Genomic DNA, 26,253 nt, shown 5'->3' on the forward strand with positions numbered 1-26,253 from the left:
TTCCCGTCATGCGCCAGATCCTGATCGCCACTGCCTTGATTTTCGCCAGTGCCAGCGCCTTCGCCGAACCCCAGTGCACCACTGCCGAGCGCAGCACCTGGCAGGACGCCGACCAGTTCCAGGCCCAGCTCAAGGAGCAGGGTTACCGCATCAACAAGTTCAAAATCACCAAGGGCAACTGCTACGAGATCTACGGCTTCGACAAGGACGGACGCAAGGTCGAGATCTACCACGACCCGGTGAGCGGCAAGGCGGTCAAGAGCGAGATCCATGACTGATGGCCAGCGTGCGGCTCTGGGACCCCTTGCTCAGGTGCTGCCACTGGTCGCTGGTGTTCGTGTTCTTCGCCAACTCGTTCTTCAACGAGGAAGGTGACGACTGGCACCAGTGGTTGGGCTACTACGCACTCGGTGTGGTGATCGTGCGCCTGGTGTGGGGCTTCGTCGGGCCGCGCAGTGCGCGCTGGGCGGACTTCTGGCCGACCCCGACGCGCCTTGCGGCGCATGCCCGGGCCTTGCGGCGGGGTGAGCATTACCAGCGGCTGGGTCATACGCCGATCGGCGCACTGGTGATGGTGCTGATGCTCGCCTGCGTCGTAGGGCTGGGAGTGACCGGCTGGCTGTCCCAGGAGGTAGACGCCCTGTGGGGCGTCGATTGGCCCAACGATGTGCACAGCTTCCTGGCCAACGCGCTGCTGGCGCTGGTCTGCGTGCACCTGCTCGCGGCACTGGTCGAAAGCCTGCGCCTGAAGGAAAACCTGCCCCTGTCGATGCTCACCGGGCGACGGCGTCAGCCCCACGACCCGCGATGACTGCACGCCTGAGCGCCAGGTTGTTTTTGAATCGCGCCAATCACCCCCGTAATATGTGTCGGATAACCTGCGGGGGTAGTCTCACCCTCTGATCAAACGGAACCGTCCCCTGCGGCGCGCTTCCTCGGCACAAACCTGAAGAGGTACAGACATTGGCCATCATTCATCCTAAGGTTCGCGGTTTCATCTGCACCACGACTCACCCGAAGGGCTGCGAGCTCAACGTCCGTGACCAGATCGAAGCCACCCGCAAGCTGGGCGTGCGCGAGGATGGTCCGAAGAAGGTCTTGGTCATCGGCGCATCCAGCGGCTACGGCCTGGCGGCACGCATCACCGCAGCCTTCGGCTTCAAGGCCGACACTCTGGGCGTGTTCTTCGAAAAGCCGGGCACCGAGACCAAGGCCGGTACCGCGGGTTGGTACAACGCCGCTGCCTTCGACAAGTTCGCCAAGCAAGCCGGCCTGTACAGCAAGTCGATCAACGGCGATGCCTTCTCCGACGAAGCCCGCGCCAAGGTCATCGAGCTGATCAAGAACGAAATGGGCGGCAAGGTCGACCTGGTCGTCTACTCCCTGGCCTCGCCAGTGCGCAAGCTGCCGCAGACCGGTGAACTGGTGCGCTCGGCACTCAAGCCGATCGGCCAGCCGTACAAGTCGACCGCCATCGACACCAACAAGGACACCATCATCGAGGCCAGCATCGAGCCGGCCACCGAGCAGGAAATCGCCGACACCGTCACCGTCATGGGTGGCCAGGACTGGCAACTGTGGATCGACGCCCTGAGCCAAGCCGACGTGCTGGCCGAAGGCGCACGCACCGTGGCTTTCAGCTACATCGGCACCGAAATCACCTGGCCGATCTACTGGCACGGCGCCCTGGGCCAGGCCAAGCAGGACCTGGACGAAACCGCCCTGCGCCTGGACAAGAAGCTGGCCAGCGAAATCAAGGGCGGCGCCAACGTGGCGGTGCTCAAGTCGGTGGTCACCCAGGCCAGCTCGGCCATTCCGGTGATGCCGCTGTACCTGTCGATGGTCTTCAAGATCATGCAGGAGAAGGGCGTTCACGAAGGCACCCAGGACCAGCTGGACCGCATGTTCCGCGACCGCATGTACCGCGCCGACGGCGCACCGATGCCGGTGGACGAGAAGGCCCGCCTGCGTCTAGACGACTGGGAACTGCGCGACGACGTTCAGGACGCCTGCAAGGCCCTGTGGCCGCAAGTGACCACCGAGAACCTGTTCCAGCTGACCGACTATGCCGGTTACAAGAAGCAGTTCCTCAATCTGTTCGGCTTCGAGCGTGCTGACGTCAACTACGACGAAGACGTCGCCACCGATGTGAAGTTCGACTGCATCGAGCTGTAAGCCTGTCGCCCCACCGTTGGGGCGATACTCGCTGAAGCCTGCAAGCCCTCTCGCAGGCTTCGCCAGTGCCCACACGCGCAGCGCCTTCCAGGTGTTGCGCGGGCTCCGTGGGAGCAGGTGTAGCCTGCGACGGGCTGCGCAGCGGCTCCTGCTAGGGGATGGCTGAAGACGCTTTTTTTGCTAGCGTTGGCGCACCACTGCAGGGAGCGCGTCATGAGCAGCCTGACCCAGCCCGCCACCGCCTTTCGCCACAGTACCGCCGACGGCTACAGCCTCGGAGGCTTCCTCTGGCGCCACGCTTCCCCCGACCCCCAGCGCCCGCTGGTGATCATCAATGCCGCCACCTCGGTGCGCTGCCGTTACTACTCGCGTTTTGCCGACTACCTGTTCGCCCAGGGCTTCGACGTGCTGACCTACGACTACCGGGGCATCGGCGAGTCGCGGCCGGCTTCGCTGCGCGGCTTCAAGGCGTCGTGGAGCGACTGGGGGCGGCTGGACTTCGAGGCGATGCTGCAATTGGCCGCCGAGCGCTTCGCGGGCCAGCCGGTGGATGTGGTGGCGCACAGTTTCGGCGGCTGTGCGGTAGGGCTCGCGCCGTCCGGCGGGCGGGTACGACGGGTGGTGATGGTCGGCGCACAGTTCGCTTATTGGCGCGACTACGCGGCGAACGAGCGCTGGCGGCTGGTAGGTAAATGGCACGTGGTGATGCCGTTGCTGACCCGACTGTGCGGGTATTTCCCGGGCAAGCGCCTGGGTTGGATGGAGGACACGCCGGCGGGTGTGGTGCACGACTGGACCACTCGCACGCCGCGCTACGAGCAACGTCCGAGCGGGCGGACACTGGCGCAATTGCCGTTCGCCCAGGTGCAGGCCGCGACGTTGGCGATCAGCCTCACGGACGACCCGTTCGGGACCGTGGCGGCGACCGAGCGGTTACTGGGCTACCTGCAGCACGCCGAGCGGCGGCACCTGCGGTTGGCGCCTGGAGATATCTCGGTCGCGCAGATCGGGCATTTCGCGTTCTTCCATGACCGCTTCCGCGAGACGCTCTGGCCGATTGCCCTGGCCTGGTTGCAGCAGGGCAGGCTGCCTGAAGCGGTACCGGGACGGATCATCAGCTGAGGTGGCCTGGGCCGCAAAGCGGCCCCGGCGATATCAGGCGTTACGCTTGAGCGGCTGCTCGGCGAAGGTGACGCCGGCCAGCCCGTGCTTGATCAGTGCACGGATGTTGCCATGGTCGCTGCCTTCGGGGGTGGCCAGCACGCTGCGGTAGTGCTCGCCAAACGCCAACAAGGCTTCCTGGTCGCTCAAGCCTTCGAGCAGGGCCAGGCCCAGGGTCTTGCACGAGCCTTCGTTCTGGCCGGCGGCGTTCTCGACGCCACCATTGCTGAAGGCCTGGGGCTGGTAGCTGTAGTTCGCGGCGATGAACGCCAGGGTGTCGGCGAAAACATGCTCGCCGCTGGCGAGGCTGTTACGCAGGGTGGACAGATCAGTCACGTGGCTTTCCTTTTTCGAACGCCGCTTGTTGGTCGGCGCTGGCTTCTTTCTGGTACTGGGCTTTCCAATCGGCATAGGGCATGCCGTAGACCTTCTCGCGGGCATCGTCCAGGCTGACGTCGATCTGGCGCTCGTCGGCGGCGGCCTTGTACCACTTGGACAGGCAGTTGCGGCAGAAGCCGGAGAGGTTCATCAGGTCGATGTTCTGCACGTCGGTGCGCTTTTGCAGGTGTTCGACCAGGCGCCGGAACGCGGCGGCCTCGAGTTCGAGCTGTTGTTGCGGGGTCATGGGGCTTCCCTCAGGTCATGCGGTTCTTCAGGTGGCGGCCACCGTTGATGACCACCTGGCTGCCGGTGCTGTATTGGCTTTCGAGCAGGAACATCACCGCCTCGATCAGCGGGCGGGCGCCGGGCTCGAACTCCAGCAGGGCTTTTTTCAGGGTCTGCTGGCGGTAGGCGTCGTCGCCACCTTCCTTGAGGATCAGCAGGCCCGGCAGGATACCGTTGACGCGCACCTTCGGCGCGTATTTTTCGGCGAACGACAGCACCATGTTCTGCAGCGCGGCCTTGGTCGCGGCGTAGCCGATGTGGCTCTTGCTGCCGCGTGAGGAAGTTTCGTCGCAGATGTGGATGATGTCGGCCTTCTCGACCTTGTCTAGCAAATCGCCCAGGGCCAGGTTGAGGTGATAGGGCGCCTCGACGTGCAGGCGGAACATGGTCTGCAGGTTGTCCAGGCCATCGTCCAGCCACAGCGAGGCGTTGTGGATGATCGCGCGCAAGCCGTCGTAATGGCTTTGCAGGTACTCGATCAGCGCCTGGCGGTCGGCCTCCTGGCACAGGTCGGCGCGAAACTGCACGATGTTCGGGTGGGGCGTTTGTGGGTGAATGCTGCGGCTGGCGCTGACCACCGTATGGCCGGCCTGTGCCAGTTCAAGGGCCAGGGCCAGTCCGACGCGCTGGCTGGCGCCGGTGACGAGGATTGGGCTGTTCATGATCGGGGCGTCAACTTGTCTGTCCTTGCATTGATGCCCCAGCATACCCGAACTGTTTCGCTCTTGTGCGGCTGCGCCTCAGCGGCTGCGCAGCCCGCGCGATGCCTGGCCGGTGGCAGGTACTGTTGGGTTCAGCCAGCCGGCCAGCAGACGGGTGGACAGCGGGATGAACAGATAGACCATCACCGGCGTCAGGGCCAGGGTGCTGATCAGTACCCGTGGCAGCAGATCCAGCGGCGCCAGCCAGTGGCCGAACAGCACGTTGAACAGCAGCGAGACCGGAAAGAATGCCAGCCAGATGGCGGTTGCTTGCTTCCAGCGTGGCGGTTTTTGCACTGTATTGGTGCCGAACCAGTCGTCCAGGCCGCTGACGCGCCTCTCTTTGGGGCGCTCGAACAGGCCGTCGCCACGTTGCAGCCAGGCCCGACGCGAGGCCGAATGCTCCCAGGCGTGCAGAGTGGATTCGTTGGTGAAGCGGAAGATGATCTGGAACTCATCGCCCTCGGCCGGTGGCGCGAGGATGCCCGAGCCCAAATAGCCGGGGAAGTCGGTGGCCAACTGCTCGCCTTCATGAAGCCAGGCCAGCAGGTCCTGGTAACGGCCATGGGCGGCGCGGCGCGACACCATCAGGGTGACGGGAGGGGTAGACATCGTGTATCTCCTGGCGACGGGGCTGGCGGGTAGCTGGCCCCTAGGCTTACATCGCCCGGGGTGGTGGGCGATGCGAGCAGGCTTGCAAGAATCGGGCACGGATTATCGCTCAGGATTCGTGACCGGTCAGTGTCAGCCGGCGGATGGTTGCACTGACCTGGCGGAGTGTCCCGGCGTAGAATGCAGAATCTGAAACAAGAGGCGTTGTCCGTGCACATCAATGATCAGGTGGCCACCTCGGCCGGCCTGGAACACCAAGAGCTGTTCCCCATTCGCGAAGTGGCCCGGCTGACCGGTGTCAACCCTGTGACCCTGCGCGCTTGGGAGCGCCGCTACGGGTTGATCCAGCCCACCCGCACCGACAGTGGCCATCGTCTCTATTCCCAGGCCGATATCGACGATATCCGCAGCATCCTCGGCTGGCTGGAGCGTGGCGTGGCGGTGAGCAAGGTGGGCAGTATCCTGGCCCGCAATCAGGGCGTGACGCAGGATGGCCAAGGCGCCGGCAATGCCGAGGAGCTGGCCGGCTGGCGCGGCCAGGTGCAGGAGGCGACCCAGCGTTTCGATGGCCTGGCACTGGAACGGTTGTTCGACCAAGTGTTTGCCTGCCATGCCCTGGACGCGGTGTTCGATGAGGTCTTCATGCCTGTCTGGCGCGGCTTGCGAGCGGGGCAGGGCAGTTTTGGCCGGGTCAGTGAGTGGTTGTTCCTCGACCAGTTTTTGCGAGGCAAGGTGCTGCTGAGACTGCAGCTGTCGCGCGGGCCCTGGAGCCAGCGCGTGGTGCTGGCGCCGTTGTCGGGCCAATGCCATGAGCTGGAGTTGCTGGTGGCGGGGCTGTTGCTGGGCAGCGACGAGGTGGGCGTCACGGTGCTGGCGACCGGGCAGCCCATGGAGGAGCTGGCGCTGGTGTGCGAGCGCCTCGCGCCCGATGCCTTGGTGATGTTCTCCCATCAGCCCCCCACTCAGGCGCTGGGCAAGCGCCTGGCGCGGTTGACCCTCGGCGTTGGGTGTCCGGTGGTGCTGGCGGGGGAGGTGGCGGAGCTGGCCCAGGAACAGCTGGGCGGTAGCCCGGTCGCCTGCCTTGGCGCGCAAGGCAGCCTGATGCGCAGGCGCTTGCGCCAGTACCTGGCCGGGCAGTTGGATACTTAGGCGTGCATCTGCTGATGGGCCTGGAGGATGTACTCGCGCAGGCGCTCGAGGTCGTCGGCCGGGCTGCGGGACAGGTCGTAGGCGGCCAGGTCCGGGCCGATGCGCCGGCGCAGCACGCCTTTGAGGCGGATGGGTTCGATGCCCTCGGGGGCGAAGTTCAGGGCGAAGCGCACCGGCGCCTCGGGTAGATCCCGCACTTGCACCAAGGTGCCTTTGGAGGAAATGTCCCGGATCCACAGGCCGCTTTGCTTGCCATGGGTATCCAGCAGCGGGGCCGGCTGCTCCAGTGAAAGACGCCAAGGGCGCGGGGTGGGGCCTTCTTCGAAGATTTCAGGCGAACCCACCTGCAGATGCACGGCATGGAACTCGTCTTCGACCAGCTGCAGCGGGAAGCTGATCTGCTGGTTGTTGTACTGGGCCTGAAGCGTGACTTGCTCATTAGCCACCAGTCGGGCGAGCAGTTCCTGCACATGGCGGTCGCCATTGACCAGCAGACTCGACATGGAGTCGGACACATTGAACTGGGGCGAATGCTGCATGTCCTGGATGAAATCCAGTTCGTCCTGGGTCAGGAGGGCATGTGCTTGCATGATCGGGCTCGAAGGTAGCGATTTCTTCAAGGGGATTGACCGCGCGCAAAGCGCTTCGTTCAGCTACGTTCGTCGGATTCCAGCGCGTGCAGCCGGGCCTGCGCTTGGGCCAGTGCCCGCTCCAGTTCTACCTGACGGCTGACGTCCTTCTGGATGCCGATGAAATAAGTGCGCTGGTCGGCGGGGTTGTGCACCGGCGTGATCGACAGCTCGTTCCAGAAGGCGCTGCCATCTTTGCGGTAGTTGCGCAGCACCTCCCGGCATGGCCGGCCTTCGGTCAGGGCCCTGCGGATTCGCGCGCGGCCGAGTTGATCGCGATCATCGGCCTGCAGGAAGCGGCAGTCCTGGTAGAGAATTTCGTTGCGGGCATAGCCAGTCAGGCGTTCGAACGCTGCGTTCACGTAGATCAGGATGGTGTCGTCGCCTTCCTGTTCGGCGACCACGATTCCGTCGTTCGACGCATCGATCATCGATTGCAGCAGTTGCGCGTTGATCATGTCCGGGCCTTGGGCAAGCGGGGGACTTTGGTGGGAGTGCGGCCTTTTGCCACGGGTGAATGCTAGTATCCTACGTTTTCACTCAGTTTCGGAATCCTCTGCCCGATGAAAGTCGCCATTATTTCAGGCTCGGTGTATGGCACCGCCGAAGAAGTCGCCCGTCACGCCGAGTCTGTGCTCAAAGCCGCCGGTTTCGATGCCTGGCATGCCGCCCGTGCCAACCTCCAAGACCTGCAGGGCTTTGCCCCGGATGCCTTGCTGGCCGTGACCTCCACCACTGGCATGGGCGAGCTGCCGGACAACCTGATGCCGCTGTACAGCACGATCCGCGACATTCTGCCGGCGGCCTGGCGAGGATTGCCCGGCGCGGTGATCGGCTTGGGCGATTCCAGCTATGGCGATACCTACTGCGGTGGTGGCGAGCAGATGCGCGAGCTGTTTGCCGAACTGGGCGTGCGGGAAGTACTGCCGATGCTGCGCTTGGATGCCAGCGAGACCGTGACCCCCGAGGCTGATGCCGAGCCGTGGCTGGCTGAGCTGGCGGCGGCGCTCAAGGTTTGATACGGGCGCATACCTAACACGGCCCGTTCGCGGGTGAACCCCTACAAGCTCAACGCAATCCTTGTGGGCGCGGGTTTACCCGCGAACAGGACGTCGCCGCGGCTACAGGCCTGACGCAGGCCGTTCGCGCACCAACTGCAACCACGCCTGTGCTGCTTTCGACAGGTAGGCCCCACGGCGCCAGATGAACGCGATGTCCCAGCGCAGATCCGGTGGGTTCAATGGCACCCGCACCACGCCTGGACGTTCCAGAGCCCGCGCCACGACCCGCGGCAGCAGCACCACCCCTTGCCCGGCCGCCACCAGCGCGGCCAGAAAGTCCGCTTGCCCGCTGCGTCCCCCTTCCTTGGGCGTGAAGCCTAGTTGTTGGCAGGCACCGAGCAGCCGATCATTGAGCACGAAACTGCGCTGATACAGCAGAAATGGTGTGTCCGCCAACTGCAGCAACTCGATCTGGAGCTCCTTCGCCAAGGCATGCGCCTGCGGCAACAGCGCATCGAGCGGCTCATCGCAGAATGGCTGGTACTCGAACGCCGGGTCCGTGGGCGTGATGCAACCGCCCAGCTCCAGTTCGCCACTGCTGACGGCCTGTTCCACCGTGCGGCTGCCGCCCTCGATCAGCTGGATCGAAATGTTCGGGTGACGCCGCCGGTATTCGGCGAACAAACCGGCGAACAGCGCATCGCTGCCCAGCAGCGGCAAACCCAGGCGCAGTTCGCCGCGGGCCATCTGGCTGAGATCGTCCAGCTCGTTTTGCAGCTCCTGGCGCTGGCGCAGCAATGCCTCGCCGCGTGCCAGGACGATGCGCCCGGCGGCGGTCAGGTGCAATTGCGAGCCTTGGCGCTCCAGCAAGGGCTGACCTAGGGCCTGCTCGAGTTGCGCGACTTGTTTGCTCACGGCGGACTGGCTGATGTGCAGGGTCTGCGCCGCCTGGGTGAAGCCCCCGCGGTGCACGACTTCGATGAAGCTGCGAAGCTGCTTGAATTCCATGTTTCGAATTCCGTTTTGGAATGGCGATCAGTCTAACAATTCGCTTCTGGCCTAGGCAGGGCAAATCTAGAATGGACCCCAGCCGAGGACCCTTCCCAATGAAACCCGCCTTACTGAAAAAATACCTGCGCCTGCTCGTCGAGCTGGCGGTCCTGCTTGCCTTGTTTCTGCTCGGCGGCCAGCTTTCCACTTGGCTGGGATGGCCGATCCCGGGTGGGGTGATGGGCTTGGCCTTGCTCCTGCTGTTGTTCGCCTGCGGCGTGCTCAAACCTGCCACCTTGCAGGCCGGCGCGGGTTGGTTGATGGCTGAAATGCTGCTGTTTTTCATTCCGGCGCTGATGAGCCTGCTGGACTACGGTGGCCTGCTGCGCAGCGAGGGTTGGCGCATCCTGCTGGTGATCGCAGTGAGCACCCTGATGGTGATGGTGGTGACCGCCGTCACGGTGGAACTGGTCTGCCGCTGGAGGCTGCGCCATGAGCCTTGAGCCAATGCCGTTGTTCTGGCTTGTCCTGACCCTTGTTGCTTACTTGGGCAGCCGCTGGCTGTACCGGCGCAGTGGGCGCTATGTCCTGTCGCCGCTGATTCTGGTGCCGGCATTGCTGTTGGCGGTGGCCGTGCCGCTGCACACTGCGTATGCCGAGTACGCGCGCGACACCCACTGGTTGATGGGCGTGCTGGGCCCGGTGACCGTGGCCTTCGCGGTGCCGATCTGGCAGCAGCGGATGATGCTGGCGCGCCATTGGCCGGCGCTGCTGGTGGGCATGCTGGCCGGTAGCATGGCTTCGATCGCCAGCTCCTGGGGCCTGGCGCACCTGCTGGCACTCGACAATGCGGTGAGCCGGTCGTTGTTGCCGCGCTCGATCACCACGCCCTTTGCCATGCCCTTGGCCCAAGACCTGGGCGGCGTGCCGGAGCTGACGGCGGTGTTCGTCATGTTCACCGGCGTACTTGGCGCCATGTTCGGGGGCGTGTTGCTGCGCGTGCTGCCTTTGCGTACGCCCCTGGCCCGTGGCGCGCTGTTTGGCGTCGGTGCCCATGGCGCCGGGGTCAGTCGGGCGCAGGAGGTGGGCCGTGAGGAAGGCTCGGTGGCCGGCTTGGTCATGGTGCTCACCGGCCTGCTCAATCTGTTCGCCGGCCCCCTGTTGGCAAGACTGCTGTGACCGTTCGTGCCCCTGACCCGCAAAGCCAGCAAGCTGGCTGCCAACGCAAGTTTCGTCGCCCGGTGTGCTGGCTAGACTGAGCCTCGACATAGAGAGCACATGTAAGTGCCGAGGTAACTTGCAATGAACGCAGCCCTGCCTTATGACGCCAACACTTATCTACCGGGACAACACTGATGCCACTGGCCGAAATACCATTGTGCGTCTGGCGTACCCGAGCTCAGAGTTTTGCCTTTCGGGGCCAGACCATCCGCTACTGGACAGCAGGGCAGGGAGAGCCACTGCTTCTACTTCACGGTTTCCCCACGGCCAGCTGGGATTGGCACTACCTGTGGGTACCCTTGACCCAGCGCTTTCGTGTGGTCGCTTGCGACATGCTCGGCTTTGGCGACTCGGCCAAGCCGCTGGACCATGACTACAGCCTGATGGAGCAAGCCGACCTGCAACAGGCCTTGCTCGCCCATCTGAACATCGATCAGCCTGTACATCTGCTGGCCCACGACTACGGCGGCACCGTTGCCCAGGAGTTGCTGGCGCGCCACTGTGAACAACGCATCGAGATCGCCAGCTGCGCGTTCCTCAACAGTGGGCTGTTCCCAGAGTGCTACCAGGTCTTGCTGGTGCAAAAGCTGCTGCTCAGCCCCCTAGGCTGGCTGGTGTCCCGCAGCTTTGGGCGCGATGACCTGGTGCGCAACGTCAGCCATATCTATGGCCCTTGCACGCACCCGAGCGAAAGTGCCCTGGATGATTATTGGAGTCTGATCGTTGCCAATCGCGGCACGCGCATCCTGCACAAGCTGATCGGTTACCTGCCCGAGCGACGCCTGCACCGTGAGCGCTGGGTGGGCGCCTTGCTGCGACGATGTGTACCGCTGCGTTTCATCAATGGCGTGGCCGATCCGCTGTCAGGCGCGCGGATGCTCGAGCGCTACCGGCAGTTGGTACCCGATCCCGACACCGTGGCGCTGCCGGGCATTGGGCACTATCCCCACACCGAGGCTCCGCAACAGGTGCTGCGCCATTACCTGTCGTTTCGTGAACAGCCGATGATCGAGGCGCCACGCAAGGTGGCCTGGTCCTAGGGGGTTGCAGGCATAAAAAAGGCCGCTGCATCGCAGCGGCCAATCGAGACGTTAGATCAAGGAGCTTCAAAATCAACGTCGGTGAACCTTGGTGGCCCGAAAGGCTGGGGGGCGCCTTCGTACCGATCCAATGCCGTAAGAATAGGTGTATCTCGAGGTGGGAAAAACACCTCCTTGTGACATTCACCTTTACATTGCCGGTGATAATCCTTCCCCTCGTCTCGAGGCTCATTGCGGCGTTTTCAGTAGGTTCTTCAGGTCTGAACGTAGGTTAGTACACCTGCATTTCCATCAGCTTTGTTCTTTCTGATTTCTGCACATTGCGATTTCCTACATTGCATTGAGACAGAAGTCATGAATTTTCCCTTGACCTTTCCTTCCACGGTCTCGCCTGTCGCTGGCCAGGATGTCCTGAGCGCTTTGGTCGTGTTGACCATGATGATGCAGGCCGAAGTTGCGCTTGCGCCCGGCTTGCCGCCTCGTGTTACGCCTGTCGACGATCCCGAGCGGTGGCTGGACGAACATTGGCAGGTCAAAAGCGATCACTGGTGGATGGAGCAGTCCCCGCTGCTGAATGAACAGCTTCGGGCGTTGCTGACTCTGCAGGTGCGAGCCCGTGCCTTGCGTCGTGGCGCTCCCAGACAGGACATCGAAGCTCTGCTGCCAGACGCTGATCCCGTCTTTGCATCCGTCTCACTGAAGACGAAAGAGGGTGAGCTGGTGCGTATTCCTGGCTTTGTGGCGTTGTGCGATAACCCCTATGACGATGAGCTGTCTTTCGTCCTCTACGGCTTGGGGGCCGGTGTCTGGTTCGATAGCCATCAACGTATGGTCGAGACATTGGTCCGCTACCTGCGGGCGGATAATTGCTGGACACAGGGTCTGCCCGCCCGAGCGCGTGCGGCCCTGACGGACACCACGTCCGTGGAGCTGGTGTTGAGGCCGCTGCGGAGTCGACCTGAGGTGTATCTGCTTGAAGATATGCAGTTGCTGCAACGCCGGCTGGTCATCGACGGGCTTGCTGCTGAGCCTGAAAACGGTGAGGGTGCCGTTGCCCTTGTGCCCTTGTTCGAACAACTCCAAGCAAGCGTGGCCGATGCCGTCGGTGCTTTGCGCAAGGACCTGGCGCCGCAGTGGTTGCGACACCTGTCGCCTGCCGAGCGCGAGCGGTTGGCGAAGCTGCATCAGGCTGTGAACGAAACCGAGCGCCAACTGGCCGAGCAAACTCAGCACAGTGACTTCTACACCTATGCCAGCCAGCAACTTGACGCTTGGTTGACCGCTAAAGGGTTTGCGCAATTGTCTGCCGAACAGGTACGACTGCATGTCAGACACGACTTCACAGCGGATGCGCCGCCGCAAATGGTTTCACTGCTCGAATGGGTCTGTGGCGGTGCTTACCATGGCAAGCGCCTGGCAATGACGATCCAGCACGAGGGCCTGCGCAAGGCCCTGGGCGACCAAGGCGTATGGTCGCTCGCCAATGAATTACAACTGCATCGAGGTTATGTCGAGCACGTCGAGCAGACCTATGCCCTCGACGAAAACCGCTATCTGCTGAGCAGAGCGCTGGATGCCAGGCTGCAACTCGCCAGGCTGGCGGCGGACTTCCAGGGCCTTGATCGCAGAGCGGTGCGGTTGCTCGAGCAGGCCACACAGGACACATGGGCGCAGCGCTCCGGAACAAGCACCATCACGGTGGCCCTGTTGTCCATCAATGGCGAAATGCTTCTGACCGATCATCTGTACATCTACAGCGATGATATCCATGTGCTCTATGCGCCCGGGTCGCCGGCGGGCGATCTGCAAGCGTTCAACTCACCTGGGCAGATGAGTTTCGCGCTGGGGGCACTGACCGCCATGCCTGCGGGGCGCGACTACCTCGTCGAGCGTGTCCGCCATGCCGACCGTCCTGCGTTGAATCGATATCTGACGCGTATAGCCAGCCTGCCTCAGGAATGGTCACGCGAGACGATCACCCTGCATCCGCAGGACATTGACGGCTGGCAGCAGGTGATCCAGCACTGGACCGAGTTGAGGGTGATGAAGATTCTCGACGATCTCGAAGAGATCCGGCCGGTGGTACCTGCCAGGCCGGACGGGACGCTGCAACGACGCGTGGACGACATCGACCACGAGTTGCGCGTGCTGATGACGGATTACCAGGCAGCTGCCCAGGTGCCGACGTTCATGGCCTATGCCCGTGACCGTGTGAGCGAGCGCATCAATCGTTTCCCGGGCAAGAAGGAGGGATGGATCGATGCCGATACCGTTCTGGTCGAGCTGGAGCATGGCGTTCGTCAGTCCTTGACCCAAGTGGTGGCCAGCGGATACCCCGCGGATTTCAATTTCAGGGACTTCGCCAGGCTGACGTCGACCGTGGGCCAGGACCTGTCCCATTTGAGCAACCGAGCGATCGATGGTTACATCCGGGCCGCCAGGCTCGGTGAGGGGTACTGCGATGAGATCCGCAAGAGTTATCTCGACCCGGACGCAGATGCCCAGTCCAGGCCGCTGGAGCTGCATCGCCACATCACAGGCATGAAAATTCAACGCGATTGTCTGGTGGAGCTGCAGAGCGGACGCCTCAGCGACGCGCATGCCGACTGGCTGAAACCGGTCTGCATGGCATTTCATCGGGGCAGTTTTGTCGACGATTGCAAATTGGCAATGCTGAAGATCAACGGGGCCGCTGTAGTCGGTGGGTACCTGCTGCAGTCGCCCCAGGCCAAGGGCACTTTGGTCTATCTCAGCGATGGGCCTGGTGGGCGGTACCTTTATACGGTCGAGGATTTTGTCGAGCAGTGGCGAAGCGATGCTCTGCAGGACTGGGTCTACGCGCATGTCTCGATTGACGATGAGCTGTTGATCCGCGAACTCAATGAGAGCGTGCGAAACGATGACTTCGCCGATGCGTCAGAAAGCAAGGGAAATGCGAGGATCGCCCGGTCGTTGCAGGTGCTGTACAACATCCGGGATCTTTCGGTTGCTCTACGCCAGCGTATACAGCGCTTGCTGGCCGATGCGAAACGCGATGCCTACAGCGCGGCGAGGCGTATCACCCAAGAGGTGTTCTGGCTGGTCGGTCTGGTGGCGGATGTCATCGCCTTGGCGTTCCCGCCGGCGCGAATCGTTCTGGGCTTCATCAAGGCCGGCGCTGGGTTCTACCGCAGCCTCGCGGCGTTGCGTGATGGCGATAAGACGGCAGCACTGTTATCCCTGCTCGGAGCCGTCGCCAGCTTGCCCGGGATTACGGATGTGGTGAAGTTCTATGGTACCCAGCTGGTTGATCGAGGCAGCAAACTCTGGTCGACGTTGTTTCCTGGGGAGTCATCCGCACTGAGTCTATGGGTGAAGAACCAAGTCGAGGCACTCAAAGCGTTCTATGAGCGGCATGAGGTGTTCAAGGAGCTTGGCTCGGGTGCTTTCCAACCGTTGAATAAACGATTCGAGGAAGAGTTGTCGTGGTATACGCAACTGGTTGCTTCCACAGAGCAATCAGCCCCTCGTCAGTTCACCTGAGGCCGCCATCGGGGTCAGGGACGGCACCTCAACGCATGAGCTAGGCCTCTGGCTCATACCCCATACGCTTGCTGACGGCGCCTGCCGCCGCCAGCAAGCGCTTCGCCGCCGGTCCCTGTTCGTCGGCATGAAAGATCGACGTCGGACCGACCACCGTCATCACCGCGGCAATCTGGCCCATGGCGTTGAACACCGGCGCGGACAGCGCGTCCACGCCGGGCATCAGCAAACCGTGCACGTGATGCAGCCCGCGTGCACGGATCTGGGCCAGCACGGGCTCGTAGTCGCTGAATGACTGGTCCATGGCGGCCAGCTCCTGGTCGCGCAGTTCCACTGTCTCGCGTTCGGGCAGGTGGGCGGCGAACACCAGGCCTGTGGACGAACTGAGCAGCGGCAGGACCGAGCCGATCTGCGTGACCACCGTCACCGCGCGCACCGCAGGCTCGATGCTAACCACCGTCGCCCCCTGATTGCCCCACACCGCAATGAAACAGCTTTCGTTGAGCTCGTCGCGCAGTTGCGACAGGGGCAGCGCCGCGACCTTCAGCACGTCGATGCTACCCAGCGCCGCCATGCCCACCCGCAGTGCCTCACGGCCCAGCCCATAATGGTTGGTGGCAGGATCCTGCTCGGCGAAGCCGCTGGCGATCAGCGCCTGCAAGTAGCGATGCACCTTGCTCGCCGGCATGTCCACGTGTTCGGCCAGTCGCGACAGCGACGTGGATGGAGAGAGTTCGGCAAGGGCTTTGAGAATGTCGGTGCCGACTTCCGCCGAGCGGACCTTCTGCTTGCCGTTGTCGGCAGGGGAGCTGGCTTTGGCCATGGGATGGGAATCCAGGGGAGACAGGTGGGCGTCTTTATAGCTTGACGCCTTTCGGCAATCAAATTACGTTATTCGTAATCTGATTACGATAAAAACAATGCAGACGCGCTGCAACGCCTGGAGTACTCACCGGAACGCGCCGGACAGGGCCAGCAGCCAGCTGCCAGCAACGGCTCTCATCGAGCCCGGAGGCACCCGATGAATCTCGATTCTTCCCCTGATCTTCAGTACCTGAGCGGCTTCGGCAACGAGTTCGCCAGTGAAGCGCTGCCCGGCGCCCTGCCGGTCGGGCAGAACTCCCCACAGAAAGCCCCTTACGGCCTGTACGCCGAACTGCTCTCGGGTACCGCGTTCACCATGGCCCGCAGCGAGCTGCGTCGTACCTGGCTGTACCGCATTCGTCCCTCGGCGCTGCACCCGCGCTTCGAGCGTCTGGAGCGTCAACCGCTGACCGGCCCGCTGGGCCAGATCACCCCCAACCGCCTGCGCTGGAGCCCCCAGCCGATCCCGTCCGAGCCCACCGATTTCATCGAAGGCTGGCTGCCGATGGTGGCCAACTCGGCCTCGGAGAAGCCGGCTGGCGTGAGCATCTACATCTATCGTGCCAATCGTTCCATGGAACGGGTGTTCTTCAATGCCGACGGCGAACTGCTACTGGTGCCGGAGCAAGGCCGCCTGCGCATCGCCACCGAACTGGGGGTGATGGAAGTCGAGCCGCTGGAGATCGCCGTGATCCCTCGGGGCATGAAGTTCCGCGTCGAGCTGCTCGACGGCCAGGCCCGTGGCTACATTGCCGAGAACCATGGTGCCCCGCTGCGCATCCCGGACCTGGGCCCGATCGGCAGCAATGGCCTGGCCAACCCGCGTGACTTCCTGACCCCAGTGGCGCGCTACGAAGAGGTCAGCGGGCCAGTGCAACTGGTGCAGAAGTTCCTCGGCGAACACTGGGCCTGTGAACTGCAGCACTCGCCGCTGGATGTGGTCGCCTGGCACGGCAGCAACGTGCCGTATAAGTACGACCTGCGTCGCTTCAATACCATCGGCACGGTCAGCTTCGACCATCCCGATCCTTCAATCTTCACCGTGCTCACCTCGCCGACCAGCGTCCACGGCATGGCCAACATGGACTTCGTGATCTTCCCGCCACGCTGGATGGTGGCCGAGAACACCTTCCGTCCACCTTGGTTCCACCGCAACCTGATGAACGAATTCATGGGCCTGATCCAGGGGGCCTACGACGCCAAGGCTGAAGGTTTCCTGCCGGGCGGTGCCTCGCTGCACGGTGTGATGAGCGCCCACGGGCCTGACGCCGAAACCTGCGAGAAGGCCATCGCCGCGGACCTGGCGCCGCACAAGATCGACAACACCATGGCATTCATGTTCGAGACCAGCCAGGTGCTGCGTCCGAGCCGTCATGCCCTCGAGTGCCCGCAACTGCAGGCCGACTACGATAGTTGCTGGGCCACCTTGCCGAGCACCTTCAACCCGAATCGGAGATAACCCATGAACCAGACCGCCATCGCCCGTAGCTGGGTCGAGCACGCCAACGGGCACAGCGACTTCCCGTTGCAGAACCTGCCCCTGGGCATCTTCAGCCGTCCAGGCCAGGCACCGCGTTGCGGCGTAGCCATCGGTGACGCGATCCTCGATCTGGAAGCCGTGCTGGGCGCCGGCCTGTTCGACGGCCAGGCCAAGGTCGCTGCCGAAGCCACCCGAGGCGGCGCGCTGAATGCGTTCTTCGCCCTGGGCCGTGAAGCCCGTGTGGCCTTGCGCGAGCGTTTGATGGTGCTGCTGGGCGAGCACAGCGAGCATCAAGCGGCCTTGAAGGCTGCCCTGTATCCGGCCAGCGATTGCCAACTGCACCTGCCTGCGAAGATCGGCGACTACACCGACTTCTACGTAGGCATCGAACACGCCAAGAACGTGGGCAAGCTGTTCCGCCCGGACAACCCGCTGCTGCCCAACTACAAATACGTGCCGATCGGTTACCACGGCCGTGCCTCCACCATCCGTCCCTCTGGTACCGACGTGCGCCGTCCCAAGGGCCAGACCCTGCCGGCCGGGCAGACCGAACCGAACTTCGGCCCGTGTGCGCGCCTGGACTACGAGCTGGAATTGGGCATCTGGATCGGCCAAGGCAACGACATGGGCCAGCCCATCCCGGTGAGCGACGCCGCTGAGCATGTGGCCGGCTACTGCCTGCTCAACGACTGGTCCGCGCGCGATATCCAGGCCTGGGAATACCAGCCACTGGGCCCGTTCCTGTCCAAGAGCTTCATCACCAGCATCTCGCCCTGGGTGGTTACCGCCGAAGCCCTCGAGCCGTTCCGTTGCGCCCAGGCGCCGCGTCCTGAAGGCGACCCGCAGCCCCTGTCCTACCTGCTGGACAAGCGTGACCAGGCCGCGGGTGCCTTCGATATCGAGCTGGAAGTGCTGTTGGTTACCGAGAAGATGCGCGAGCAGGGCCTGCCAGCCCATCGCCTGACCCTGAGCAACACCCGCAGCATGTACTGGACCGTGGCCCAGATGGTGGCTCACCACAGTGTCAACGGTTGCCAGTTGCAGCCGGGTGACCTGTTCGGTTCGGGCACGCTGTCCGGCGCCACGCCCGGCTCGTTCGGCAGCCTTCTGGAGATCACCGAAGGTGGCAAGCATCCGGTGGAGCTGGCCAGCGGCGAGGTGCGCAAGTTCCTGGAGGACGGCGACGAGATCATCCTGCGTGCCCGCTGCATCCGTGACGGCGTGGCGAGCATCGGTTTCGGCGAATGCCGCGGCAAGATCATCTCGGCCAACTGAGAGGTCAGGGCGATGGAGCTGTTCACCTATTACCGTTCCACTTCCTCGTATCGGGTACGCATCGCCTTGGCGCTCAAGGGGCTGGATTACCAGGCCCTGCCGGTCAACCTGCTCAAGGGCGAGCAGCGTGGGGCGCACTACCTGGCGCTCAACCCCCAGGGGCGAGTGCCCGCGCTGCGGACCGATGGCGGGGAGTTGCTGGTGCAGTCACCGGCGATCATCGAGTACCTCGAAGAGGTTTATCCACAACCTGCGCTGTTGCCGGCCAGTGCCGAGTCTCGGGCCAAAGTGCGGGGTGTGGCGGCGATCATCGGCTGCGACGTCCACCCGCTGCACAACGTCAGCGTGCTCAACCAGTTGCGTCAGTTGGGCCATGACGATACCCAGGTCAACCAGTGGATCGCCCACTGGATCGGCCAGGGCCTGGCGGCGGTGGAACAATTGATCGGTGATCGAGGCTTCTGCTTCGGTGACGAGCCGGGGTTGGCAGATGTCTACCTGATCCCTCAGCTCTACGCCGCCGAGCGATTCAATGTCGACCTCAGCGGCTATCCACGCATCGCTCGCGTGGCTGCTTTGGCACAGGCACATCCGGCCTTCGCCAAGGCGCATCCCTCCTGCCAGCCGGACACCCCGGCTCAGTGAATCGAACGCTTGGTCGACGGGAGTTGGCCAAGCCGTTCGCTCAATTTCAGACGCTGGATCGGGTCGTCGGTCAGCAGCAAGGCGTGCTCCAAGTCATAGCGCTCGGCCTGGGGGCAATCCAGGTGCTGGTAGAGCGTGGCGCGGGCCAGGTAGTCGCTTGCCAGTACCGGGCCTAGTTGCATCACCCGTTCGGCGTCGATCAAGGCGGCCAGGTCGTTTTCGTTGCTGCTGTGCAGATGACGCAGGTTGCGCGACAGGCGCTGGAGCATCTGCATGGGGGCTGCGCTGTGCATGTGCTCGGCGCTCAACGGCATATGGGGACCGAACTGGCGGGCCAGCAGTTCTCGGCAGTCGGCGGGGTACAACCGTCGCCCGCCACAGGGATCGAGCAAATGGTCGGCCCCGGGCACACGCAGCAGGAAGTGGCCGGGGAAGTTCACGCCCTCCAGGGGGATCGATAGGCGTCGCGCCAGTTCCAGGGCGAGGATGGCCAGGGTCAACGGCTGGCCGCGGCGGCGCTGCAAGACTTTGTCCATCAACGCCACCTGGGGTCGCAACGGATGGTATTCATCCTGCGCGAAACCCAGGGCATTGAGTTGACGCAGCAGGGGCTGGGCCAGCTCGTGGAGCGGCAGCATTGGCAGGTTGGCGCTGATTTCTCGCTGCAAGTCGTGCACTTGGGCGAGGCTCGCCGCCGGGTCCACCGTCCGGTCGTGCTCGGCCGCTATCCACAGCGTTGCTTCCAGCAGGGCGACAGGCTCGCGATCCAGGCAGGCCAGGCAGGCTTGACGTGGGTTCATGGGCACTCTCCGCATACGCTTATCTTTTAGCCTTGGCGCGTGCTTTCGTCCAGTGGTCCGCCAGAGGCTCGGAGCCTGGCGGCCTGCCTATACTGGAAGGAGCACCTCTCGGGGGAGCCCGTTGATGTTCGCGCTCATGCAAAGCACCCGCACCCAGTCCTTGCACCTGTGCATCGACCCGCCGACAGGCCTCAAGGCCGTCGTGGTCATTCATAGCGAGCAGTTGGGCCCGGCCATGGGCGGCTGTCGCTATCTACCCTATGCCGATGATGAAAGTGCCATGACCGACGCCATCCGTCTGGCCCAGGGCATGAGCTACAAGGCGGCATTGGCGGGCCTGCCTTTGGGGGGCGGCAAAGCGGTGATCGTGCGCAATCCGCATGTGGAAAACCGCGCCGCGCTGTTCGAAGCATTCGGCCGGTTCATCGATACCCTGCAGGGGCGCTTCATCACCGCCGTGGACAGCGGCACCTCCACCCTGGACATGGACTGCATCGCCCAGACCACACCCCATGTCACCAGCACCACAGCCTCAGGCGACCCGTCGCCGCATGCCGCGATGGGTGTGTTCGCGGGCATTCGCGCCACGTCCATGGCGCGTCTGGGCAGCGATAACCTGGAGGGGCTGCGCATCGCTGTGCAAGGCTTGGGCAATGTCGGCTATGCCTTGGCCGAACAGTTGCACGCGGCGGGCGCGGAATTATTGGTCAGCGACCTGGATCCTGGACGCGTGCGCCTGGCCGTGGAGCAATTGGGGGCACATCCTGTGACCAACGACGCGCTGATCAGCACTCCCTGCGACATCTTTGCCCCCTGTGGCGTCGGGCCGGTGCTCAATGGCCAGAGCGTGATGCAGTTGCGCTGCGCTGCCGTGGCAGGCGCGGCGAACAACCAGCTCACTACGCTGCAAGTGGCGGATCAGCTGGAAAATCGCGGCATCCTCTATGCGCCGGACTACGTGATCAATGCCGGTGGCCTGATCTATGTGGCCCTGACCCACCGGGGCGAGGACCTGGGCACCATCACCGCACACCTGGCGCGCATTCCCACGCGGCTGACCGAAGTGTTTGCCCATGCCCAGGCGGAGAAGCGTTCGCCAGCGCGGGTGGCGCAGATGCTGGCGGAGCGGTTGCTCTACGGATGAGCCTGGGTCATTCAGCCTGATTCTCAAGCAGCTCGGCCAAGGCATCCGGCTGGTTCTTGAAGGCCCGGGCGAACACGTCGCGGTTCTTGGCCATGTAGATGCCGGCTTCCTCGACTTGCTGTTCGCTCAACGATGGCACGGCCTTTTGCAACACCTCGGCCAGGCGCTCGGCCAGTTCGAGCATTTTGTCGTGACGGTCTGCTTCGGCCTTATCCATGAACAAGCGCTCCGGGTCGCGGCTGCTGCGGTACACCACTTCGACGGCCATTCATCACCTCTGTGCCTTTTGCTGTTGGGGTTATGGGTTAACTGTATTTATATACAGTACTCGCTCCAGCCACCGTGATGCAACTCAAGTGATGGCCTTTTCCCTTCAGAGCCTAGCCCACAGGTGTCTTGCGGCAATTGGTCGCCTTCCAAGGCAAAGGCCTGGCCTTTTTACTGCATGCACAAGCGTCACAGAGGTGACGCATCATCCTTCAGCTCGTATCGGGGAAAACGAACATCGTGAACATCAAATGGGCAGAAAAACTACGCAAGGGCCTGCATGGCTCGGCGGACTCGCTGGGCAACCTGTGCGTCGAGGCGTTCCACTACCTGGCGTTGTTCGGCATCGGCGCCATCACTGCCTATGCGGCGGTGGTGACCTTCCTGGACATGCTGGGCAAAGGTGGGGTCAGCGTCGATGACATCCTGCTGCTGTTCATCTACTTGGAGCTGGGGGCGATGGTCGGTATCTATTTCAAGACCAACCACATGCCGATCCGCTTCCTGCTGTATGTGGCGATCACCGCGCTGACCCGTCTGCTGATCGGCGATGTCTCGCACCACAAAGCGCCAGACGTCGGGCTGCTGTATCTGTGCGGCGGCATCCTGCTGCTGGCGTTTTCGATTCTTGTGGTGCGCTACGCCTCGTACCGCTATCCGTCCACCAAGGTGCTCGATGCCAATGGCAAAGAGGTCGAGGACGGCAAGTAGGGGTCAGTTGGCCAGGCCTGGGCCATGCTGTTGTTGCTCGGTTGCGAACCCGGCGCTGAACGGGTTGAAGAGTAGCCGTGTCCCCAGGGATATGAAGTGTATTTGCGCAAAGGCCAGACTAGGCGAAACGGGGTCAGAAAGCGAAGTGCGCTGGAGTGCATGAGCATTCCGAGCCCCGTTTAAACGTAGTATGGGCGAGTGCGGATACATTCCGTACAGAGTCTAGGTGTTCAAGATGTGCAGCTGGGGAACATTGAGTTCACTGTCGTGACAAGTATCGTCTTGGACTGTCTTTGCTCGGCAGACAAAATATTTGAAGCAGGGCGCTTATGAACGCGATCCAGCGGATTATATAGTCACCTCCCAAAAAATCTCGGGAGGGTAGATAGAATAAAACATAGCCATAACGGGCTACGCTGAGTTGGGTCGCTCCCCAGAGTATAAGTGGTGCAAGAAAAATTAAAAATACTCCAGGGGTAAGACGTGATCCGGAAATTATTTTTGATGTCGAGTGGAAGGCCAAGAAGGCTATCAGGGAGATCAGTAGGTATAAGGCCTCCATCAGTAACGGGTTACTGGTCACCGCTTTGACTCTCCATATATAAGGCGTTGAGGGTGGCGGTGTCGGAGATGGCTTCAAATGCTAATGCCGCTTTGCTTGATTTCTCATATCCTCGAACATAATCGCTGCGTACATACCTAAATAAACGCCATGCATCTGGTTTCAATATCAGCTTACTAAGGCTGTAGGCCGAAAGAGCCAAGTCGACGGAACCATAAGCCATATTTCCTTCCAAGGCGCCTGCTCCCACTCTTTTTGCAGCCTGTTGGTAAGCCTTCCTCACTGAGCACAATCTGAGCGACCGGCCGATAAATTGCCTCTATTTCATACATATTATTGGACATTCTGCCGTGCCCCAGCGATACGAAACTTCTGGCATAGACTGAGAAATAGTCATCGGTTTTTTTATTGCACGCAGGCGTACCGGCTCTCCGGGATCTAGTAATCGCCTGATGCTAGATAGCGTATTGGGGTGCGTTGCGCGGAAGCCGCATCTGTACCTGTGCGGCGGCATCCTGCTGCTGGCGTTTTGGATTCTTGTGGTGCGCTACGCCTCGTACCGCTATCCGTCCACCAAGGTGCTCGATGCCGATGGCAAAGAGGTCGAGGACGGCAAGTAGGGGTCAGTTGGCCAGGCCGGCGGCGGGGAAGCGGCGTGGTGTCTGGTGGGGGGCTTGGGTGAGGGCGGCCAGGACCTCCAGCGGGTTCTGGCCCAGTTCGATGGCCAGCCCCAGGCGGATGCTGTCGATCACCCGCTGCAGACGCTGCGGGTCATTGCGCTGGGCGGCGGTGATCAGGCGTTTGGCGACCACACCGCTGTCGTCGGAGAGGGTGAGCATGATGCTGCCGTCCAGGCGTTCGATGCTCAGGTTGACCCGGTACTCGGGGGCGAAGGCGTCGCTGATCTGGTCGAATGGATTGTGCATGGTCGGGCGGTCTGCAATGAATGACTGCAGAGGTTGACCGACTGAGCGCGCGGTTGGTTCAGGGCCATTGATCGGTGGACATGAAAACGCCCGACAAAGCCGGGCGTTCTTTGTCGATCGCGGGGTTCAGGCTTCAGGGTCGCTCATCTGAAGTACCCCACGTTTGCTGCGCAACTTGCCGTAGAAGTGCTCCAGCGCGTTGTTCAGCTTGCTGGCGGCGCCATCCACAGCCTGGTCCAGGGACGTGGCGGTGTGGGTCACGGAAATCGGTTGATGGCCTTTCGGGCGAGCCTCCATCTGGCAGCGTTTGTCATGTGGGCCGGGCTTGGCGCCGTTCTCGTCACGCAGGTGGACCTCGATGCGGGTGAGGTCGTCCTCGTAGCGTTCGAGCGTGCTTTCAAGCGTGCTGCGAACCCACTCGTTGAGCCGGATGTTGCCTTCGATGTGATTGCTGCTGTTGACCTGGATTTGCATGATTCAATCCTTATTCAGCTTGCTCGCAAGAGACGCGCCTAGGCCTTTGAGGCCCTTGGAATTTCTTCGCCTCTTGACCCTAAAGTCAGCCAACGGCGAAACGAAATCAAGCCCCTTTAGAAAATAAATTTTCTGTTGCAAATCGGCCTTGGCAAACCGCCGAAACATGCTTCTGGTGCTGATGCGCCCGGCGAACGTGCGCTCGTCGCTCAGCCGGAGAAGGCCGCCCGGTAGTCCCCGGGCGTCGCGCCCAGGGCCTGGCGGAAGCGGTTGCTGAAGTGGCTGGCGCTGGCGAATCCACATAGCAGGGCCACCTGGCCCAGCGGCAACTGGCCCAGGCGCAACAGCTGGCAGGCGCGGTTGAGGCGGCGGGCCAGCAGGTACTGGTGCGGCGGCAGGCCGAAGCTTGTACGGAACATGCGGGCGAAGTGGTATTCGGACAGGTTGCAGCGCACGGCCAGCTCGCCCAGGGTGATGGGTTGGTCCAGGTGCGCTTCGATGTACTCCACCAACTGCCGGCGCTGGTGCGGTGCCAGGCCGCCCTTCAGGCGCAGGCCCTGGCGCAGACCTGCCTGGCTGAGCACGGCGTGGTCGACAATTTCGTGGGCCAGGCTACTGGCCAAGAGACGCTCGCCGGGTTCGTCCCAGTCCAGGGTCACCAGTTGGCGGAAGCGTCGGGCCTGTTGCGGATCATCGAGGAAGGTCGCCTCTTGCAGCTGCATTTCCCGCGGTTCGCGGTCGAGCAGGTGCAGGCAACCCAGGGCGAACTGGGCCTCGCTGATGTAGAGGTGGGCCAGGCGGATGTGCCCATTGACCACCCAGTTGGACTCGTGACCTGCGGGCATGATGCACAGTTTGTCCGGCGCGCCCTTGTCGGCCGGGCGCTGACGTCGGAAGGTGCCGGTGCCGTCGGCGATGTAGCACGACAGGGTATGGTGGCTCGGCGCCTGGTAGTCGCGGGCATCGTCGCGATTGCTCCACACTGCTGCAGCAAGGCCGTCGCCCAGGTGCGCGCTCAGCTCCAGGCGGGCATTGGGGGAGGCGTGCATGGCGTTGAAAACTTGCAATTGGGTCAGTGGGGTCATCGGCGATTCCTCGTGTTGCCATCCTACTGCGTGGCGTTCGGGCTGACAGCCCCGGGGATGGCAAATGCGCAAGTTTGTGCAAGCGCAGGCATCGGCGGCGGGTGGAGACTGGAGATCACGACGAGGGCTGGGCCCTCGATCACAGGCTTCGCCTGCAGGTGCCACTGAGCCTTGTGGGCGCTGGCGAAGCCTGCGATGGGCTGCAACGCAGCCCCAGCTCTTGTGACCGCCACGGAAGTCCTGCCATGAACCTCTCGCTCTATCTGCTCACTGTCCTGATCTGGGGCACCACCTGGATCGCCCTGAAACTGCAGCTGGGCGTGGTCGCCATCCCGGTGTCGATCGTCTATCGCTTCGCCCTGGCCGGGTTGATCCTGTTCGCCATCCTCTTGCTCACCCGGCGCCTGCAACCGATGAACCGCCGCGCCCACCTGGTGTGCCTGGCCCAGGGTTTTTGCCTGTTCTGCGTCAACTTCATGTGTTTTCTCACCGCCAGCCAGTGGATTGCCAGTGGGCTGATCTCCGTGGTGTTCTCTACCGCCACCCTATGGAACGCACTCAACGCGCGGATCTTCTTTGGCCAGCGTATCGCCGCCAATGTGTTGGGTGGTGGTGCCTTGGGGCTGGTGGGCCTGGGCCTGCTGTTCTGGCCGGAGCTGTTCAGCCACACCGCCAGCCGCGAGACCTTGTACGGCCTGGGCCTGGCGTTGCTGGGCACCTTGTGTTTCTCGGCGGGCAACATGCTTTCCAGCGTGCAGCAGAAGGCAGGGCTCAAGCCCATGACCACCAACGCCTGGGGCATGGTGTATGGGGCGATGATGCTGGCACTGTACTGCCTGCTCAGCGGCATTCCCTTCGACATGGAATGGAACACCCGCTACATCGGTTCGCTGCTGTACCTGGTGATCCCGGGGTCGGTCATCGGTTTCACCGCCTACCTGACCTTGGTCGGACGCATGGGGCCGGAGCGGGCGGCCTACTGCACGGTGCTGTTCCCGCTGGTGGCGTTGAATGTCTCGGCCGTCGCCGAGGGCTACCAGTGGACGGCGCCAGCGCTGCTGGGGCTGGTGGCGGTGATGGCGGGCAACGTGCTGGTGTTTCGCAAGCCAAAGGCCAAGGTGATGGGGCGTGCGGTCGGCGTGAGGTAGGCGAC

General features: G+C 62.9%; 30 protein-coding genes and 1 pseudogene. 17 read left to right on the plus strand and 14 right to left on the minus strand.

Annotated features, from left to right (window positions below):
- Positions 1 to 8: 8 nt before the first annotated feature.
- From BLS27_RS21645 to BLS27_RS21660, 4 genes are all read left to right on the plus strand, one after another.
- The gene (locus BLS27_RS21645; protein ID WP_090346817.1) at positions 9 to 278 is read left to right on the plus strand and encodes a PepSY domain-containing protein; all 270 of its coding nucleotides are present in this window, start codon (positions 9 to 11) and stop codon (positions 276 to 278) included.
- Positions 278 to 811 (plus strand): cytochrome b/b6 domain-containing protein, encoded by a 534-nt coding sequence (locus tag BLS27_RS21650; protein WP_090346818.1) that lies wholly within the window; start codon positions 278 to 280, stop codon positions 809 to 811. The genes BLS27_RS21645 and BLS27_RS21650 overlap by 1 nt, the downstream gene beginning before the upstream one ends.
- Positions 812 to 963: 152 nt before the next feature.
- Positions 964 to 2,175, plus strand: a complete 1,212-nt coding sequence (fabV, locus tag BLS27_RS21655; RefSeq protein WP_070576356.1) for an enoyl-ACP reductase FabV — start codon at positions 964 to 966, stop codon at positions 2,173 to 2,175.
- Between the two features lie 213 nt (positions 2,176 to 2,388).
- Positions 2,389 to 3,297, plus strand: a complete 909-nt coding sequence (locus tag BLS27_RS21660; protein WP_090346819.1) for an alpha/beta hydrolase family protein — start codon at positions 2,389 to 2,391, stop codon at positions 3,295 to 3,297.
- Between the two features lie 33 nt (positions 3,298 to 3,330).
- On the opposite strand, the gene BLS27_RS21665 is transcribed toward BLS27_RS21660, so the two are convergent.
- The 4 genes from BLS27_RS21665 to BLS27_RS21680 form a co-directional block, all read right to left on the minus strand.
- Positions 3,331 to 3,672 carry a HopJ type III effector protein gene (locus BLS27_RS21665; protein WP_043209605.1) on the minus strand — a complete coding sequence of 114 codons (342 nt, stop codon included), beginning with the start codon at positions 3,670 to 3,672 and terminating at the stop codon, positions 3,331 to 3,333.
- Positions 3,665 to 3,961: a DUF1244 domain-containing protein gene (locus BLS27_RS21670; RefSeq protein WP_043209604.1), complete on the minus strand. Its 297-nt coding sequence runs from the start codon at positions 3,959 to 3,961 to the stop codon at positions 3,665 to 3,667. Before BLS27_RS21670 ends, BLS27_RS21665 begins: the two co-directional genes overlap by 8 nt.
- 10 nt (positions 3,962 to 3,971) lie before the next feature.
- On the minus strand, positions 3,972 to 4,664 hold the full coding sequence (gene folM, locus BLS27_RS21675; protein WP_090346820.1) for a dihydromonapterin reductase: 693 nt from the start codon (positions 4,662 to 4,664) through the stop codon (positions 3,972 to 3,974).
- A gap of 78 nt (positions 4,665 to 4,742) precedes the next feature.
- Positions 4,743 to 5,315 carry a putative antibiotic biosynthesis monooxygenase gene (locus BLS27_RS21680; protein ID WP_043209601.1) on the minus strand — a complete coding sequence of 191 codons (573 nt, stop codon included), beginning with the start codon at positions 5,313 to 5,315 and terminating at the stop codon, positions 4,743 to 4,745.
- A 180-nt stretch (positions 5,316 to 5,495) separates the two neighbouring features.
- Between BLS27_RS21680 and BLS27_RS21685 the strand changes: the two genes are divergently transcribed.
- Positions 5,496 to 6,464, plus strand: coding sequence for a MerR family transcriptional regulator (locus BLS27_RS21685; RefSeq protein ID WP_090346821.1), 969 nt, complete (start codon positions 5,496 to 5,498; stop codon positions 6,462 to 6,464).
- Here the strand turns inward: BLS27_RS21685 and BLS27_RS21690 are convergent.
- Together BLS27_RS21690 and BLS27_RS21695 are read right to left on the minus strand one after the other, a co-directional pair.
- Positions 6,461 to 7,054 carry a hypothetical protein gene (locus tag BLS27_RS21690; RefSeq protein ID WP_043209597.1) on the minus strand — a complete coding sequence of 198 codons (594 nt, stop codon included), beginning with the start codon at positions 7,052 to 7,054 and terminating at the stop codon, positions 6,461 to 6,463. The genes BLS27_RS21685 and BLS27_RS21690 overlap by 4 nt on opposite strands.
- 59 nt (positions 7,055 to 7,113) lie before the next feature.
- Positions 7,114 to 7,551 carry a PAS domain S-box protein gene (locus tag BLS27_RS21695; protein ID WP_043209595.1) on the minus strand — a complete coding sequence of 146 codons (438 nt, stop codon included), beginning with the start codon at positions 7,549 to 7,551 and terminating at the stop codon, positions 7,114 to 7,116.
- A 105-nt stretch (positions 7,552 to 7,656) separates the two neighbouring features.
- Here BLS27_RS21695 and BLS27_RS21700 point away from each other — a divergent pair, with 105 nt between their 5' ends.
- On the plus strand, positions 7,657 to 8,112 hold the full coding sequence (locus tag BLS27_RS21700; protein ID WP_090346822.1) for a flavodoxin: 456 nt from the start codon (positions 7,657 to 7,659) through the stop codon (positions 8,110 to 8,112).
- Positions 8,113 to 8,214: 102 nt separating this feature from the next.
- On the opposite strand, the gene BLS27_RS21705 is transcribed toward BLS27_RS21700, so the two are convergent.
- Positions 8,215 to 9,102: a LysR family transcriptional regulator gene (locus BLS27_RS21705; RefSeq protein ID WP_090346823.1), complete on the minus strand. Its 888-nt coding sequence runs from the start codon at positions 9,100 to 9,102 to the stop codon at positions 8,215 to 8,217.
- 98 nt (positions 9,103 to 9,200) lie between these two features.
- Between BLS27_RS21705 and BLS27_RS21710 the strand changes: the two genes are divergently transcribed.
- The 4 genes from BLS27_RS21710 (at position 9,201) to BLS27_RS21725 (ending at position 14,867) form a co-directional block, all read left to right on the plus strand.
- Positions 9,201 to 9,587: a CidA/LrgA family protein gene (locus BLS27_RS21710; protein WP_043209588.1), complete on the plus strand. Its 387-nt coding sequence runs from the start codon at positions 9,201 to 9,203 to the stop codon at positions 9,585 to 9,587.
- Positions 9,577 to 10,263 carry an LrgB family protein gene (locus BLS27_RS21715; RefSeq protein ID WP_070576323.1) on the plus strand — a complete coding sequence of 229 codons (687 nt, stop codon included), beginning with the start codon at positions 9,577 to 9,579 and terminating at the stop codon, positions 10,261 to 10,263. The genes BLS27_RS21710 and BLS27_RS21715 overlap by 11 nt, the downstream gene beginning before the upstream one ends.
- 176 nt (positions 10,264 to 10,439) lie before the next feature.
- Positions 10,440 to 11,345, plus strand: a complete 906-nt coding sequence (locus BLS27_RS21720) for an alpha/beta fold hydrolase (protein WP_043209585.1) — start codon at positions 10,440 to 10,442, stop codon at positions 11,343 to 11,345.
- 354 nt (positions 11,346 to 11,699) lie between these two features.
- A complete protein-coding gene (locus BLS27_RS21725; protein ID WP_090346824.1) occupies positions 11,700 to 14,867 on the plus strand; it encodes a dermonecrotic toxin domain-containing protein in 3,168 nt (1,055 codons plus the stop codon).
- 40 nt (positions 14,868 to 14,907) lie between these two features.
- Here BLS27_RS21725 and BLS27_RS21730 read toward each other — a convergent pair whose 3' ends face one another.
- The gene (locus tag BLS27_RS21730) at positions 14,908 to 15,690 is read right to left on the minus strand and encodes an IclR family transcriptional regulator (RefSeq protein ID WP_043209580.1); all 783 of its coding nucleotides are present in this window, start codon (positions 15,688 to 15,690) and stop codon (positions 14,908 to 14,910) included.
- A gap of 198 nt (positions 15,691 to 15,888) precedes the next feature.
- Here BLS27_RS21730 and hmgA point away from each other — a divergent pair, with 198 nt between their 5' ends.
- Genes hmgA through maiA form a run of 3 tightly spaced genes read left to right on the plus strand, consistent with a single transcriptional unit; the run spans position 15,889 to position 19,131 of the window.
- Positions 15,889 to 17,190: a homogentisate 1,2-dioxygenase gene (gene hmgA / locus BLS27_RS21735; protein WP_043209578.1), complete on the plus strand. Its 1,302-nt coding sequence runs from the start codon at positions 15,889 to 15,891 to the stop codon at positions 17,188 to 17,190.
- Positions 17,191 to 17,193: 3 nt separating this feature from the next.
- The gene (fahA, locus tag BLS27_RS21740) at positions 17,194 to 18,486 is read left to right on the plus strand and encodes a fumarylacetoacetase (protein ID WP_043209577.1); all 1,293 of its coding nucleotides are present in this window, start codon (positions 17,194 to 17,196) and stop codon (positions 18,484 to 18,486) included.
- A gap of 12 nt (positions 18,487 to 18,498) precedes the next feature.
- Complete coding sequence (maiA, locus tag BLS27_RS21745; RefSeq protein WP_090346825.1) at positions 18,499 to 19,131, plus strand: maleylacetoacetate isomerase; 633 nt, start codon at positions 18,499 to 18,501, stop codon at positions 19,129 to 19,131.
- Here maiA and BLS27_RS21750 read toward each other — a convergent pair.
- Complete coding sequence (locus tag BLS27_RS21750) at positions 19,125 to 19,931, minus strand: SirB1 family protein (protein ID WP_043209573.1); 807 nt, start codon at positions 19,929 to 19,931, stop codon at positions 19,125 to 19,127. The two genes, maiA and BLS27_RS21750, sit on opposite strands and share 7 nt — an antisense overlap.
- A 124-nt stretch (positions 19,932 to 20,055) precedes the next feature.
- Between BLS27_RS21750 and BLS27_RS21755 the strand changes: the two genes are divergently transcribed.
- The gene (locus BLS27_RS21755; RefSeq protein ID WP_090346826.1) at positions 20,056 to 21,075 is read left to right on the plus strand and encodes a Leu/Phe/Val dehydrogenase; all 1,020 of its coding nucleotides are present in this window, start codon (positions 20,056 to 20,058) and stop codon (positions 21,073 to 21,075) included.
- Positions 21,076 to 21,082: 7 nt separating this feature from the next.
- Here the strand turns inward: BLS27_RS21755 and BLS27_RS21760 are convergent, their stop codons facing one another.
- Positions 21,083 to 21,343, minus strand: a complete 261-nt coding sequence (locus tag BLS27_RS21760) for a YebG family protein (protein WP_043207364.1) — start codon at positions 21,341 to 21,343, stop codon at positions 21,083 to 21,085.
- Positions 21,344 to 21,582: 239 nt separating this feature from the next.
- On the opposite strand from BLS27_RS21760, the gene BLS27_RS21765 reads away from it, so the two are divergent.
- On the plus strand, positions 21,583 to 22,053 hold the full coding sequence (locus tag BLS27_RS21765; RefSeq protein WP_043207367.1) for a phosphate-starvation-inducible protein PsiE: 471 nt from the start codon (positions 21,583 to 21,585) through the stop codon (positions 22,051 to 22,053).
- A gap of 572 nt (positions 22,054 to 22,625) precedes the next feature.
- Here BLS27_RS21765 and BLS27_RS21770 read toward each other — a convergent pair.
- Complete coding sequence (locus BLS27_RS21770; protein WP_090346827.1) at positions 22,626 to 22,898, minus strand: DUF4225 domain-containing protein; 273 nt, start codon at positions 22,896 to 22,898, stop codon at positions 22,626 to 22,628.
- Between the two features lie 211 nt (positions 22,899 to 23,109).
- Here BLS27_RS21770 and BLS27_RS21775 point away from each other — a divergent pair.
- Positions 23,110 to 23,235, plus strand: a pseudogene (locus tag BLS27_RS21775) (phosphate-starvation-inducible protein PsiE); the annotation flags it as partial.
- Positions 23,236 to 23,238: 3 nt separating this feature from the next.
- Here BLS27_RS21775 and BLS27_RS21780 read toward each other — a convergent pair.
- The 3 genes from BLS27_RS21780 to BLS27_RS21790 form a co-directional block, all read right to left on the minus strand.
- Positions 23,239 to 23,541: a DUF3509 domain-containing protein gene (locus BLS27_RS21780; protein ID WP_043207369.1), complete on the minus strand. Its 303-nt coding sequence runs from the start codon at positions 23,539 to 23,541 to the stop codon at positions 23,239 to 23,241.
- Positions 23,542 to 23,667: 126 nt separating this feature from the next.
- On the minus strand, positions 23,668 to 24,015 hold the full coding sequence (locus BLS27_RS21785) for an HPF/RaiA family ribosome-associated protein (RefSeq protein ID WP_090346828.1): 348 nt from the start codon (positions 24,013 to 24,015) through the stop codon (positions 23,668 to 23,670).
- A gap of 209 nt (positions 24,016 to 24,224) precedes the next feature.
- A complete protein-coding gene (locus tag BLS27_RS21790; RefSeq protein WP_090346829.1) occupies positions 24,225 to 25,100 on the minus strand; it encodes a helix-turn-helix domain-containing protein in 876 nt (291 codons plus the stop codon).
- A 245-nt stretch (positions 25,101 to 25,345) separates the two neighbouring features.
- Here BLS27_RS21790 and BLS27_RS21800 point away from each other — a divergent pair, with 245 nt between their 5' ends.
- Complete coding sequence (locus tag BLS27_RS21800; protein ID WP_090346830.1) at positions 25,346 to 26,248, plus strand: DMT family transporter; 903 nt, start codon at positions 25,346 to 25,348, stop codon at positions 26,246 to 26,248.
- Positions 26,249 to 26,253 lie beyond the last annotated feature (5 nt).

This window comes from Pseudomonas guariconensis (genome assembly GCF_900102675.1).
Lineage (GTDB): Bacteria > Pseudomonadota > Gammaproteobacteria > Pseudomonadales > Pseudomonadaceae > Aquipseudomonas > Aquipseudomonas guariconensis.